The 13,582-nt window shown below is 67.7% G+C and carries 13 protein-coding genes and 1 pseudogene; 8 read left to right on the top strand and 6 right to left on the bottom strand.

Annotated elements, in window-relative coordinates:
- Positions 1-460, top strand: a pseudogene (locus ACE3Q6_RS18235) (L-malyl-CoA/beta-methylmalyl-CoA lyase); the annotation flags it as partial.
- 19 nt (positions 461-479) lie between these two features.
- On the opposite strand, the gene ACE3Q6_RS18230 reads toward ACE3Q6_RS18235, so the two are convergent.
- From ACE3Q6_RS18230 to dapA, 3 genes are all read right to left on the bottom strand, one after another.
- On the bottom strand, positions 480-1,358 hold the full coding sequence (locus tag ACE3Q6_RS18230; RefSeq protein WP_374435567.1) for a DMT family transporter: 879 nt from the start codon (positions 1,356-1,358) through the stop codon (positions 480-482).
- A 46-nt stretch (positions 1,359-1,404) separates the two neighbouring features.
- Positions 1,405-2,433 (bottom strand): proline racemase family protein, encoded by a 1,029-nt coding sequence (locus tag ACE3Q6_RS18225; protein ID WP_374435565.1) that lies wholly within the window; start codon positions 2,431-2,433, stop codon positions 1,405-1,407.
- Between the two features lie 109 nt (positions 2,434-2,542).
- Entirely contained in the window at positions 2,543-3,415 is an 873-nt protein-coding gene (gene dapA / locus ACE3Q6_RS18220; RefSeq protein ID WP_374435563.1) for a 4-hydroxy-tetrahydrodipicolinate synthase, read from the bottom strand.
- A gap of 140 nt (positions 3,416-3,555) precedes the next feature.
- Between dapA and ACE3Q6_RS18215 the strand changes: the two genes are divergently transcribed.
- Positions 3,556-5,490, top strand: a complete 1,935-nt coding sequence (locus ACE3Q6_RS18215) for a lytic transglycosylase domain-containing protein (protein WP_374435561.1) — start codon at positions 3,556-3,558, stop codon at positions 5,488-5,490.
- 18 nt (positions 5,491-5,508) lie between these two features.
- On the opposite strand, the gene ACE3Q6_RS18210 is transcribed toward ACE3Q6_RS18215, so the two are convergent.
- Positions 5,509-5,958, bottom strand: a complete 450-nt coding sequence (locus ACE3Q6_RS18210) for a potassium channel family protein (RefSeq protein WP_374435558.1) — start codon at positions 5,956-5,958, stop codon at positions 5,509-5,511.
- A 49-nt stretch (positions 5,959-6,007) separates the two neighbouring features.
- Here ACE3Q6_RS18210 and smpB point away from each other — a divergent pair, with 49 nt between their 5' ends.
- The 6 genes from smpB to ACE3Q6_RS18180 all read left to right on the top strand — a co-directional run bounded on the left by smpB (position 6,008) and on the right by ACE3Q6_RS18180 (position 11,357).
- Positions 6,008-6,487 (top strand): SsrA-binding protein SmpB, encoded by a 480-nt coding sequence (smpB, locus tag ACE3Q6_RS18205; RefSeq protein ID WP_374435556.1) that lies wholly within the window; start codon positions 6,008-6,010, stop codon positions 6,485-6,487.
- 127 nt (positions 6,488-6,614) lie between these two features.
- Positions 6,615-6,905, top strand: coding sequence for a hypothetical protein (locus ACE3Q6_RS18200; protein ID WP_374435554.1), 291 nt, complete (start codon positions 6,615-6,617; stop codon positions 6,903-6,905).
- A gap of 90 nt (positions 6,906-6,995) precedes the next feature.
- Positions 6,996-7,859, top strand: a complete 864-nt coding sequence (gene sseA, locus ACE3Q6_RS18195) for a 3-mercaptopyruvate sulfurtransferase (protein ID WP_374435551.1) — start codon at positions 6,996-6,998, stop codon at positions 7,857-7,859.
- A gap of 63 nt (positions 7,860-7,922) precedes the next feature.
- The gene (locus ACE3Q6_RS18190; RefSeq protein ID WP_374435549.1) at positions 7,923-9,098 is read left to right on the top strand and encodes an aromatic amino acid transaminase; all 1,176 of its coding nucleotides are present in this window, start codon (positions 7,923-7,925) and stop codon (positions 9,096-9,098) included.
- A 5-nt stretch (positions 9,099-9,103) separates the two neighbouring features.
- Positions 9,104-9,979 (top strand): DMT family transporter, encoded by an 876-nt coding sequence (locus ACE3Q6_RS18185; protein WP_374435547.1) that lies wholly within the window; start codon positions 9,104-9,106, stop codon positions 9,977-9,979.
- Positions 9,980-10,037: 58 nt separating this feature from the next.
- Positions 10,038-11,357, top strand: coding sequence for an acetyl-CoA hydrolase/transferase family protein (locus ACE3Q6_RS18180; RefSeq protein ID WP_374435545.1), 1,320 nt, complete (start codon positions 10,038-10,040; stop codon positions 11,355-11,357).
- Between the two features lie 213 nt (positions 11,358-11,570).
- On the opposite strand, the gene ACE3Q6_RS18175 is transcribed toward ACE3Q6_RS18180, so the two are convergent.
- Positions 11,571-12,371, bottom strand: a complete 801-nt coding sequence (locus ACE3Q6_RS18175; RefSeq protein ID WP_374435542.1) for an aminoglycoside phosphotransferase family protein — start codon at positions 12,369-12,371, stop codon at positions 11,571-11,573.
- Positions 12,372-13,235: a DMT family transporter gene (locus tag ACE3Q6_RS18170; protein ID WP_374435540.1), complete on the bottom strand. Its 864-nt coding sequence runs from the start codon at positions 13,233-13,235 to the stop codon at positions 12,372-12,374.
- Positions 13,236-13,582 lie beyond the last annotated feature (347 nt).

Genomic DNA, 13,582 nt, shown 5'->3' with positions numbered 1-13,582 from the left:
GGCGGATTTCGCGGCGAGCATGGGGATGCAGACCACCGGGATCGGGGGGACGCAGGAGAACTACTACATGCACCGCGAGGGCCAGAAGTATTGGTCCGACCCCTGGCACTGGGCGCAGGCGGCGATCGTCGCAGCCTGCCGGACGCATGGGGTGCTTCCGGTGGACGGGCCATTCGGGGATTTCAGCGACGAGGAAGGGTTCAAGGCCCAGGCGCGGCGGTCGGCGACCTTGGGGATGGTCGGGAAATGGGCGATCCATCCGAAACAGGTGGCGCTGGCGAACGAGGTCTTCACGCCCTCCGAAGCGGCCGTGACCGAGGCGCGGGAGATCCTCGCGGCGATGGAGGCAGCGAAGGCCGCAGGCCAAGGGGCAGCGGTCTACAAGGGGCGGCTGGTGGATATCGCGTCCATGCGGCAAGCCGAGGTGATCGTGCGGCAGGCCGAACTGATCGGGGTGTAAGGCGGGGTCGAACCCCACCCTACCGGCGGGTCAGCGCATAGATGCCTGACCCCACAACCAGCGCAGCGCCGATCCAGGTGGCGAGGTCGGGGCGCTCGCCGAAGAGCGCCATCGCCAGCACCATCGCGAAGACGAGGCGGGTGTAGCGGAAGGGCGTGACGGCCCCGACTTCTCCCGTCCGCATCGCGTAGGTGAGCGCGTGGTAGCCCAGCGTCCCGAAGACCGTCCCGCCCGCAAGATAGGCAAGCGCCGGGCCTGAGGGCACGTGCGCCCCACCGTTGACCGCCAGCAGGATCGCCCCCGCCGTCGCCAGCATGGCAAAGCCCAGGGCACCGAGTTGGCGGTTCGACAGCCCTTTCGGCGCGGCACGGGTGGCGAGGTCTCGTCCGGCAAAGCCCAGAAGTCCGACCACGGCCAGCAGCGACAGGGCCGAGAAATCCGACCCCGGCCGCAGGATCACCAGCACGCCCACGAAGCCGACCAGGACCGCAAGCCAGCGCTGCAGGCTGACCCGTTCGCCAAAGACCAGCGCGGCCCCGGCGACGACGACCAAAGGGGTCGCCTGCAGGATGGCGGAGGTGGTGGAGAGGGCGGTGAGCGTGATCGCCAACCCGTAGAAGAGCCGCCCGGTAATCTCGAACCCGCAGCGGATCAGCATGGGACGCGACAGAAAGGCGGGGGGAAGCAGAGCCTCACCCTGCCGCGCGGCCATCGCGCTGAAGACCAGCATTCCGGCGAGGCCGATGGTCAGCAGGACCTGGCCCAGCGGCAAGGTCTGGGCGGCGGCTTTCACGAAGACGTCCTCGACCGCGAAGCCGGCCATCGAGGCAGTCATGAAAAGCGCGCCGCGCTGGTTCTCGGTCAGCGCCACGAAACCATCCTTGGGCCCTTCGGGCATTCGACGGTGAAGTCGCGCGATGTGTGCCCGAAAGCCCCGACGAGCCTCACCGCGCGCCCCAGGTATCGGACAGGCGGTAGCCCTGCGGCCAGGGGTCGGCGGGATCCAGCATGTGCTGGTGCGTGCCGGTGATCCAGGCGCGGCCAGAGATCTCGGGCAGGACGGCGTCCAGGTCGCCCACCTTGGTCGCGCCCAAGATGCGGCCCTCGAACTGCCCACCGATCAGAGATCGCGCCCGCAGAACCTCGCCCGGACCGATCTGGCCACGGGCCGCAAGCAGCGCCAGCCGGGCCGAGACTGCGGTCCCGGTGGGCGAGCGGTCGATCTTGCCGGGGCGGATGGAGACCGCGTGTTGTGTCTCCCAGCCGTCCGATACGCGGGTCAGGGGGCCAGCGAAGAGGCAGAAGGAGAAGTGCCGCCAGTCCGGGTTTTCCGGGTGGCTGAAGCCCAGTTGTTCATCGGCGGCGGTGGTGATCTGGACGCCGAGTTTCGCCATGGCGTGGGCGTCCTCGGGGGAATGGGTGAAGCCAAGCGCCCCTGCGTCCACGACGACGAAGCTGTCCGCGCCATAGGCGGTGTCGACGGTGATCCGCCCCAGGCCGGGGACGTCCAGCGGCACGGAGAGCTTGTCGGCGAAGGACGGCAGGTTGCGGACATGGATGCGTTCGGCCTTGCCGTTACGGCAATCGGCCCGGACCGTCACCAGCCCGCCCGGGGCTTCGAGGGTCAGCTCGGTGACCGGCTCACGCATCGGGATGATCCCGCTGTCCAGCAGCACCGTCGCCACGCAGATCGAGTTCGAGCCGGACATCGGCGGGTTGTCCTCGGGCTCCATGATGATGAAGCCCATCTGCGCGCGCGGGTCCTTGGGCGGGACGAGCAGGTTCACATGCCTGAACACCCCGCCGCGGGGTTCGTTCAGCACGAAGTTGCGCAGGGTCTGGTCGCGCCAGAGGGCCTCACGCATGTCCCACAGGGTGGCGCCGGGCGGAGGGGCGACGCCGCCGACGATGACGTCACCGACCTCGCCCTCGGCATGGGCAGAGATCACGTGGATGGTCTTGGACGAGCGCATGGCCGGACCTTGCGCGGGCGGGGCGGAAATGACAAGCGCCCCGCCGCTTGGAACGGGGCGCAAATCTTTTCGAAAAGATTTGCAAATTCCTTCTAAGGAATTTGGGCCGTCAGATCAGCCCGGCGTGCTTCATCGCGGCCTTGATCTTCGCCTTGGTCCCGTCGGTCAGCCCGACCAGCGGCAGGCGCACCTCTTCCGAGCAGAGGCCCAGGACCGACAGGGCGTACTTGGCACCCACCAGACCCGGCTCGATGAAGATCGCCTCGTGGAGCGGCATCAGCTTGTCCTGATACTCCAGCGCCTTGGCGTAGTCGCCACGCAGGGTCGCCTCCTGGAACTCGGCACATAGGCGCGGGGCCACGTTCGCGGTGACCGAGATGCACCCGACCCCGCCATGGGCGTTGAAGCCGAGCGCCGTCGCGTCCTCACCCGAAAGCTGGATGAAATCCGCCCCGCAAGAGGCGCGCTGCATGGACACGCGCTCGATCTTGCCGGTCGCATCCTTGACGCCGATGATCCGGGGCAGCTTGGCCAGAGTGCCCATCGTGTCGGGCAGCATGTCGACCACGGACCGGCCGGGGATGTTGTAGATGATGATCGGCAACTGGCAGCAGTCGTGGAGCGCCGTGTAATGCGCGATCATCCCGGCCTGGGTAGGCTTGTTGTAGTAGGGCGTCACGACCAGCGCGGCGTCCGCCCCCACCTTCTCGGCATGGCGCATGAGGGAGATCCCCTCAACCGTGTTGTTCGATCCGGCCCCTGCGATCACCGGGACGCGGCCCGCGACGGCGGCTACGACTTCCTCGATGACCTTCTGGTGCTCGGCATGGCTGAGCGTCGGGCTTTCGCCCGTGGTCCCCACCGGAACGATCCCGTGCGACCCTTCGGCGATGTGCCAGTCGACGAGTTTCTTCAGCGTCACCAGATCCAGCTCGCCGTTCTTGAACGGCGTCACCAGGGCAGGAAGGGACCCTCTGATCATGACGCTTCTCCTATGATGGGGCGGAATTGCCCGGGTTTAAGCGCGCTTCTCATAGCGGCTGGCAGGCGCGCTGCCAAGTCTTGCGCACTAACGCACTCGTGGGTTGTCCACAGGCGCGCGGTCAGGCAGATTCCGGTGCCATGAGCAGCAGAACAATGATCCGGGCGCTGGTCCTGGCCCTTGGCCTCCAGACGCTTCCGGCAAGCGCAGACACGACACAGGCGATGCGGACAGCGCTTGAGCTGGCCGCGAAAGAAGATTGGGACGGCGCGCTGTCCGTGGCGCCTTCGGGCGTCGGGCGCGACGTGATCGAATGGCAGCGCCTGCGGGCGGGCGAAGGGCGGCTGGGGGAGTACGAGGACTTCCTGCAGCGCCGTCCCGACTGGCCGGGCTTGCCCCTTCTGCGCGAGAAGGGGGAAGAGGCCGTCGCCCGGTCCACCGACCCGGCCCGGGTGATCGCCTGGTTCCAGGCCGGCCCGCCCGAGACCGGCACTGGCGCAATCGCATACGTCCGTGCTCTTCTGGCGGCAAACCGGGCGGCGGATGCCGAAACCGAGGCGATGCGCGCCTGGTCCAGCCTCGCCTTCTCGCCCGAGCAGGAGGCCGAGATGATCGGCCTTGCACCCGAAGCGGTGGGCTTCGTCCACGAACTTCGCCTGGACACGCTGCTCTGGGAGGGCCGCACCCGCGAGGCCGAGCGGATGCTGTCCCGCGTGCCCGAGGACCTGCAGGCGCTCGCCCGCGCGCGGATCGCGCTGCAGACCGAGGGCAAGGGCGTCACCGGCCTGATAGAGGCAGTGCCAAAGTCGCGCGCCGGCGATCCGGGCCTTGCCCACGACCGCTTCATCTGGCGGATGAAGAAGGACCTTTACGACGAGGCGGCCGAGCTGATCCTCGACCGTTCGTCTTCCGCCGAAAGCCTGGGCCGCCCCGAAGCCTGGGCCGAACGCCGAGCGGTGCTGGCGCGTTACCTCATGCGCAACGGCCGCGAGCGGGACGCCTACCGGATCGCCGCGAACCACCATATCCCGGTGGGCGGTGGCGCCTCGGCCTATGCCGACCTCGAATTCCTGGCGGGGTTCATCGCGCTGCGGAGGCTGGGTGATGCCGAGACGGCCGAAAAGCACTTCCAGCACCTTCTGGCCGGGGTTTCGACGCCCATCAGCCTGGCGCGGGCGCATTACTGGATCGGCCGGTCGCTGGAGGCGGCTGGACGGGACGGCTCTGCAAGCTACAAGGCCGCCGCCGTGCACCAGACCGCGTTCTACGGGCTTCTCGCCGCAGAACGGTTGGGCCTCTCGCTGGACGCAAGCCTTCTGGCCCGCCCCGCGACCCCGGACTGGCAGGGCGCAGGCTTCACCAATAGCTCCGTCCTGGCCGCGTCGCAGCTGCTGCTGAGATCCGGCGACCTGACGCTGGGCAAGCGGTTCCTTTTGCACCTGGGCGAGGGGCTCGACGACACGGGCCTTGCGCAACTGGCCGACATGACGCTGGCCTGGGACGAGCCGCACCTTGCCGTGCTGGTGGCCAAGCAGGCGGCTGAACGGGGCCTGATCCTGCCCCATGCCTATTTCCCGGTGCCAGAGTTCGTGCCGGACGGGCTGAAGGTCAGCCGGGCGCTTGCGCTTTCCATCGCGCGACGGGAAAGCGAGTTCGACCCCCGGGCCCGGTCCGGCGCCGATGCGCGCGGGCTGATGCAGGTTCTGCCGGGGACGGCGAAGCTGATGGCTGCAAAACTGGGCAAGCCTTTCGACGCGGGCAAGCTGTTCAGCGACCCGGCCTACAACGTGGCGATGGGCGCGGCCTACCTGGCCGAGATGGCCGAGGAATTCGGCCCGTCGATCGCTCTGATCGCCTCTGGCTACAACGCCGGCCCCGGCCGCCCGCGCCGCTGGATCGGCGAGTTCGGCGACCCGCGGCGGGCGGATGTGGACGTGGTGGATTGGGTCGAGACGATCCCCTTTGCCGAGACGCGGACCTATGTGATGCGGGTGGCTGAAGGGGTGGTGATCTACCGCGCCAAGCTGAAAGACGCGGTCGGGCCGGTGCGGATCACCGATGAGCTCAAAGGATAGGTGGGCATCTCGCCCACCCTACTTGTGGTCCGCGCTGTGACGCCGCTCCAGCTGCGCGAGCCGGACCTGCCGCAGTGCTTCCACCAGTAGAGCCGTCAGAAGGCCGAAGCTGAGCAGCCCGTTCACCGCCGCCATCGCCGCGAAGATGCGCCATTCCTGCGCTGGGACCACGTCGCCCAGTCCAAGCGTCGAGAACGCCTCGATCGCGTAGTAGAGCGATTCCTCCATCGACTTGAAGACCCCGATCTCGAACAGGACATAGGCCCAGATCCAGATGTTGAAGGTCAGGACCAGAAGCACCCAGATACCCACGGCGACCAGCAGAAGCACCAGCTTCAAGCGCTGCGGCGGGGCCAGAAGCCAGGGGTGGACCGTGCGGAAGGCGCTCTCCAGCACCAGCGAAGCCACGGCCATGACCAGGACGTTCACGACCAGAACCGCCGAGCCCAGCGCGATTTGCAGTAACATGGCGTGCCTTCTGGACTAAGCCTTCCGCAGACCTTATCTGAACCGGATCATGGTGGCCAAGTCCGATCCCAACTCCAAGCTCATCGCCGAGAACCGGCGGGCGCGTTTCGATTACCACATCGAAAGCGACCTGGAGGCTGGGATCATGCTTCTGGGGTCCGAGGTCAAAAGCCTCCGCCAGGGCGGGTCGAACATCGCGGAAAGCTATGCCTCGGTCGAAGGGGGCGAGCTTTGGCTGATCAACGGCTACATCGCGCCCTACCTGCAGGCCAAGACCTTTGGGCACGAGGAACGGCGGCGGCGTAAGCTGCTGGTGTCGAAGAAGGAACTCAGCCGCCTGTGGAGCGCGGTGGGCCGCGAGGGCATGACCATCGTGCCGATGAAGATGTACTTCAACGACCGCGGGATCGTGAAGCTGAAGCTCGGGATCGCCAAGGGCAAGAAGCTGGCCGACAAGCGCGAGACCAGCGCCAAGCGGGACTGGGACCGTGACAAGGCCCGCCTGCTGAAACAGAACAGCCGCGGCTAGCACTTTTCGAACAATTCTTGCCCGATTTGCGGTCCTCTGGCAGATTTTCCCCTGCCGGACAGAAAGTCCGGAGCATAAGCCGGGCAAACCCGGTACGGGAACCGGCGGACAGTGGGAGTTACGGGTAATGGAACTTATCATCCAGATCATCGCGGGTCTTCTGGGCGGCAATGCCGCAGGCGCGGGCCTGAAGAACCTCAGCCTCGGGACCGCGGGCAACTCGGTTGTAGGCGCGGTCGGCGGCGGGCTTGGCGGGCTTCTCATGGGGATGCTCGGTGGCGATGCCGGCGCAGCGGCCGCAGAAGCGGTGGCCGGCCTGGACATCGGTGCGATCATCCAGTCGGTCGCCGGCGGCGGCATCGGCGGGGCGATCCTGACGGCCGTCGCGGGGATGCTGAAGAAGGCCCTCGTGAAGTAATGCCTTTGGCGCGGGGGCAGACTTCCCCGCGCCGCTTGCAAGGCCAGCGTGGCGGTGCATATATCCGGGGCAACCCCCGGGAGGCCGCACATGACCCCTTCGCCGCAGGATGATCCGAAGACGCTGGTCTCGACCGACTGGCTGGCCCGCCACCTGCGCGACCCCGACCTGCGGGTCCTGGACGCGAGCTGGTACCTGCCCGCGATGAACCGGGACGCGAAGGCGGAGTATCAGGCCGCCCATATCCCCGGCGCGCGGTTCTTCGACATTGACGAGATTTCCGACCAGCGCTCCTCGCTGCCGCACATGGCGCCCCCGCCCGAGAAGTTCATCTCGCGCCTGCGGGCGATGGGCGTAGGCGACGGGCATCAGGTGGTCGTCTACGACGGCGCGGGCATCTTCTCGGCGGCGCGGGTCTGGTGGACCTTCCGGCTGATGGGCAAGACGGACGTGGCGGTCTTGGACGGGGGTTTCCCCAAGTGGCTGGCCGAGGGGCGCGAGGTCGAGGACATGCCTCCCGTCGTGCGCGACCGGCACATGACAGTCAGCCGCCAGAACCATCTGGTGAAGGACGTGACCCAGGTCGCCCATGCGGCGAAGCTGGGGGAGGCCGAGATCCTGGATGCCCGCTCGGCCCCGCGCTTCAGGGGCGAGGCGCCAGAGCCGCGGGCTGGTCTGCGGTCGGGGCACATCCCGGGGTCGAAGAACATCCCCTTCGGTGACGTCCTGAACCCGGACGGCACGATGAAATCCCCCGCCGAGTTGAAGGCGGTGTTCGAGGCGGCGGGCGTGGACCTGAAGAAGCCCGCGATCACCAGCTGTGGGTCCGGGGTAACGGCGGCGGTGCTGAGCCTTGCGCTGGAGCGGATCGGGCACCGGAACCACGCGCTTTACGACGGATCCTGGGCCGAATGGGGCATGTATGACGATCTGAGGGTGGCAACCGGCCCCTAAGGCTCCTTGCCGAGGCTTTCGGCTTGTGGCACTGGGCTCGCGTCCAGAACCCCGGGAAAATCCATGCTTGAAGCACTCAATCCCCAGCCGCAGGACAAGATCCTGCAACTCATCGCCATGTTCCGCGAGGACCCGCGGACCACCAAGATCGACCTTGGCGTCGGCGTCTACAAGGACGCGACCGGCCTGACCCCGGTGATGCGGGCGGTCAAGGCGGCAGAGAAGCAGCTGTGGGAGGTGGAGAAGACCAAGACCTATACGGGTCTGGCGGGTGAGCCCGCGTACAACGCGGCGCTGGTGTCGATGATCCTGGGCGATGGCTATGCCGACCGCGCGGCCTCCGTGGCGACCCCCGGCGGGACCGGCGCGATCCGGCAGGCGCTGGAGTTGATCAAGATGGCCAACCCCAAGGCGCGGGTCTGGATGAGCGCTCCGACCTGGCCGAACCATCCGTCGATCGTGAAGTACCTCGGCATGACCGGGGTGGAGTATCGCTACTTCAACGTGGCGACCTCGGGCATCGATTTCCCCGGGCTGATGGCGGACCTCGAGGGCGTGGCGGCGGGGGATGCGGTGCTCCTGCACGGCTGCTGTCACAACCCGACGGGGGCGAACCTCGACGGCTCGCAGTGGGACCAGGTGATCGCGCTCCTCCAGAAGAAGGGCGCGGTGCCGTTCGTCGATCTGGCCTACCAGGGCTTCGGCGACGGGCTGGAAGAGGATGCCGCCGCCACCCGCAAGATCGCGGCGGCGTTCCCCGAGGTGCTGATCGCGGCCTCCTGTTCGAAGAACTTCGGCATCTACCGCGAGCGGACGGGCATCCTGATCGCGCTGACCTCCCCTGACCGGAAGGCGGTGGTGCAGGGTAACCTGAACTTCCTGAACCGGCAGAACTACAGCTTCCCGCCCGACCACGGCGCGAGGCTGGTGACGATGATCCTGGAAGACCAGGCGCTGACCGCCGAATGGAAGGCCGAGCTGGAGGAGGTCCGCCAGAACATGCTGGGCCTGCGCAAGCAGCTGGCCGACGAGCTGCGCCGGGCGACGAACTCCGACCGCTTCGACTTCGTCGCCCACCACCGGGGCATGTTCAGCCGCCTGGGCCTGACCGAAGCGCAGGTGAACCGGCTGCGGGAAGAGCACGGGATCTACATGGTCGGCGACAGCCGGATCAACATCGCGGGCCTGAACGCGAAGACCGTGCCTGTGCTGGCCGCCGCCATCGCGCAGGTGATCTGACACCGATGCTGGCCGTCGTCCTGTCCCTTGCAGCGGCGGCGGCCTTTGCGGCCTCGGCAATGTTCATCGACTCGGTCTCGGGCCGGGTCGGACCGCTGCAACTGTCGCGCTGGCAGATGAGCCTGGCGTTCCTTATGACCGCCGTGATCGCCGCGGTCACTGGGGGTTGGAGGACGCTCGACCTGGAGATGGTCCTGTGGCTGACCGCCTCCTCCGCCTCCGGGATCATGGTCGGATCGCTGACCTATATCGCGACGATCCAGTACACCGGGCCGCGCATTTCGGCGCTGCTGTTCACCACCGCCTCGCCCTTTGCCTTGGCGCTCGGCTTCGGCTTCCGGGGCGAGACGGTGACGCTCCTGCAAGCCGCCGGCGTCGGCCTGATCGTCGCCGGGATCGCTCTGGCCGTGATGGGCCCGAAACAGGACGAAGGCGCCCGGACGCCGAAGCCCCTGTGGATCGGAATCCTCCTTGGCCTCGTCACCTCCTTCGCGCAGGCCTTGGGCAGCCTTCTGGCGCGCCCCGCGATGCTCGAGGGCGCGGACCCCGTCGCGGCGATGGTCGTGCGGTCGGGGACCGGGGCGCTCTTCTTCATCGCGCTCCTTGCGCTGCCCGCCTTCCGGCCGGCCGCCCTGCCCTCTCGCGTGGAAGTCCGGCAAATCGGTTTCTCGGCACTGGCGGGGATGGTGGTGGGCATGTCCTTCCTGATGGCGGCGCTGGCGCGGGGGGATGTGGGGATCGTCACGACGCTGAGTTCCACCACGCCCATCGTGATCCTGCCGATGGTCTGGGCCGTCTACCGCCGCATCCCCGGCCCCCTGGCCTGGGTCGGGGCCGCGATGGCGGTGGCGGGGACAGCGCTGATCTCTGCGACCAGCTGAGGCTTGGCAGACCCGCCGCCCCCGTGCTTGACTGCGCGCAAAATCCGGGGGGACGAGTATGGCCAAGGCAGCGAAGCGGATCACAGCCGAGGAGGCGGCGGGGCTGGTCCGGTCGGGCATGTGGCTCGACTACGGGGCTGTGCTGGGCCAGCCGGATGCCTTCGACGAGGCGCTGGCGAAGCGGCTGGGCGAGGTGACGAACCTGCGGTTCCGATCGGTCCTGACCGCCCGCCCCCGCGCGGTGCTGGAGGCGGACCCGGAGGCGAAGCATGTCCACTGGTTCTCCACCCATTTCTCCGGCTACGACCGCCGGAAGCATGACGCCGGGATGGCGCATTACCTGCCGGTGAACCTGGGCGAGGTGCCGGACTACTACCGCCGCTTCATCGACCCGCCGGACATCGTGGTCTTCAAGACAGCGCCGATGGATGAGCGGGGGTATTTCAACTTCGGTCCGAACACCCTGTGGATGCGGGCGCTGGTGGAGCGGGGGAAGGTGGTGATCGTCGAAGAGACGCCGACGCTGCCTTACGTGATGGGGGAAGGCACCGGGGTGCATGTGTCCGAGGTGGACTACATCATCCCCGGCTTCGACCGCCCGATGGCGGAGCTGCCGAAGGGTGCGGCCACCGAGGTCGACAAGGCCGTCGCCCGGCTGATCGCGGCAGAGGTGGAGGACGGGTCCTGCCTGCAGATCGGGATCGGGGGGATGCCGAATGCGGTCTGTTCGCTGCTGGCGGAGAGCCCGGTCAAGGACCTGGGCATCCATACCGAGATGATGACGGACGGGATCGTGGACCTGTATCGGGCGGGCCGCGTGACGGGGGCGCGGAAGCAGCTCAATCCGGGAAAGATGGTCTGCACCTTCGCGCTCGGGGCGCAGTATCTGTACGACTTCATCGACCGGAACCCGGAGGTGGAGTTCCACCCGGTGGACTACACCAACCTCCCCCACAACATCATGCGGAACGACCGGGTGGTGTCGATCAACAACACGACCCAGGTCGACCTGCAGGGGCAGGCGGCGTCCGAGACGGACGGGTTCCGGCATATCTCCGGCACCGGGGGGCAGCTCCAGTTCGTGCGGGGGGCCTATGGGTCGAAGGGAGGCAAGAGCTTCATGTGCCTCGCCTCGACCTACGACAAGAAGGGCGAGCGGAAGAGCCGGATCGTGACGGCGCTGACCCGGGGGAACGTAGTGACGACTCCCCGGACGGACATGATGTATGTGGTGACCGAGTACGGGATGGTGAACCTGAAGGGGCGGTCGATTGCCGAGCGGGCGCGGGCGTTGATTTCCATCGCGCACCCGGATTTCCGGGAGGAGCTGGAACGCGACGCCTGGGAGCACCGGCTGATCCCGCGGGGGTTCTTCTGAGGCTGTCCACGGTGGACAAACTGTGGGATGCGTTTTGAATCAAGGGCTTGCGATTTTCTGTTAGGGGTCTTTTAACCCATCGCGGGTGGGGGACGACTGTCAGATTGAGCGCGTTCCGCGCAAGTCTTTTGTCTCGCCGTCTTGTGTGAAGGACACAAGACGGCTCGGGAGCCTCCGGCGGGGATATTTGGGCAAATGTGAAAGGCCTGGGGATCAGGCGGTGGTAAGGGCCGCGAGAAGAAGCGGCAGGAGGCGGAGGTCCTGGGCGATATCCCGTCCGTCCTCCAGTCCCCAGCGGGTCGAGAGCGCGCAGTGGGCGGCTGCCCAGCCGAGGATGCGGCGCGGCGGCTGCCCGAGGCGGCGCGAGAAGGCAGCGGCGAGGTCCCTGATCCGCACGGGATCGAAGAGGCGCTCGCCGAAACCTTCCGGGTTGCGGAAGGCATTCGCTGGCTCATAGGCGGGGTCTCCCCACACGCCCTTGGGATCGATGGCCAGCCAGCCGCGGAGGCCGGACAGGACGTTGTCGTGGTGCAGGTCGCCGTGGAGCGCGAGGGCCGGGACCGGGTTGGCCAGAAGGTCGCGAGCCAGCCGCGCGGCTTCGCCGAGATCGCCGTCGAGGCTTCCGTCGGTCAGGGGAGCGAAGCGGACGGCCAGGGGTTCGAGGGGCGCGGGGTCCGGCCGGGCAGAATGCAGGGTCTGGATCACGTCACAGAGGATGTCGGTCGCCTGTTCGTCCCGGCCTGAGCGGACAAGATCGCCGAGGGAGGGGCCGGGGCAATGCTCCATCAGGATGGCCGGGCCAGCAAGGGCGTGGACCCTCACGCCGCCACGACCATCGAGGGCCTGCAGATAAGCGACCCCGCGTGCCTCTTCGGTCTGGCCGGGGTGCAGGAGTTTCAGGACGGCGGTTTCACCATCCGGTCCGGCGACAGTCCAGAGCTGGCTGGTCGCGGTCCGGGCCAGCGGGCGCGGGTTGGTCAGCCGGAACCGTGTCAGGGCCTGGGCGAGATCCATCTAGCGGCTGGCCTGCCAGGCGGCCATCAGCCCCGCTGCGGCGATCAGCGCCATGCCGGTAAAGCCCAGCGCGTCAGGAAGTTGCTGGAAGACCAGCCAGCCCAGCAGCGTGGCGAAGGCGATATGGGTGTAGTTCACCGGTGCCAGGGTCGAGGCTGGGGCTTCGCGGTAGGCCGTGGTGAGAAGCAGATGGCCTAATGTGGCACAGGTGCCATAGGCGAGGATCAGCCCGATGTCGGGCAGGGTCGGCATCGGCTCGGCTCCGATGGCGAGAGTTGCGCCGATGGACAGGACCGAGCCTACCAGTGCGGTGTGGAAGAGGAGCGACATCGTCGTCTCGGTCCGCGTCAGCACCCGGGTCAGCAGGTGATAGCCCGTGCCGAGAACGGCGTTCAGGAGGCAGAGCAAAACGCCCCAGCTGTCGAGCCCGCTGCCCGGCCGCGCAATGAGAAGGACCCCGGCGAAGCCGAGGGCGACGCAGACCCAGCCAAGCACGCTGACCTTCTCGCCCAGGACCGGGCCGGACGCGAGCATGAGGAGCACGGGGGTGATGTAGATGATCGCTACCGTTTCGGCCACGGGCATCACCCGGAGCGCGAGGAGCATGGTCACGGTCGCCACGGCGAGAAGAAGGCCACGCAGGATGACGAGGCCGGTCCGCTGCGTCGCCCAGACAGCGCTGCGGTGGCGCGGCCACATGGTGACCAGGACGAGGATAAGGTTGATGAGGTAGCGGGCCGACAGGACCATCGTGGCCGCATAGAGCATCGACAGATGCTTGCCGAGCGTATCGCCCACCGCGAAGAGAAAGGTCGCGGCGACGACCAGCGCCACGCCTTTCAGGGGATTGCCTTGGGGATGCATCGGGACCTCGTCTGGGGCGGACCCTAGAGGGGTGGGCGGGCGAGGGAAAGGGTGGTTGTCGATGGCTTCGCCTCTCCTGGCGGGGAGGCGGTCTTGCGTGGACGGCGGGTGGGCGCGGCAAGCCTGGATGCATCAGCGCGGCCTGGCGTCTGCAGTCCGGCCCGATCTGTGGTCGCGCGCACCGGATCCCGATCGGCCTGGGCTGGGCAACTGATTTGCCCGCAGTCCCGAATGGGTCCCGGGTGGTCCGAGCGCCCGTGGCAGCAGGCGGAGCGAAAGGGTCAGGAACCCCGGGACAGGCAGGGCTGCAGAGCGTGCGGCATGGCGGCGGGCGGGGAGGGTCGAGA

Origin of the sequence: Tabrizicola sp. (genome assembly GCF_041913445.1) — a bacterium.
GTDB lineage: Bacteria > Pseudomonadota > Alphaproteobacteria > Rhodobacterales > Rhodobacteraceae > Tabrizicola.
The sequence above is the reverse complement of the archived record's forward strand: the minus strand, read 5'-3'. Positions and strand labels throughout refer to the sequence as shown.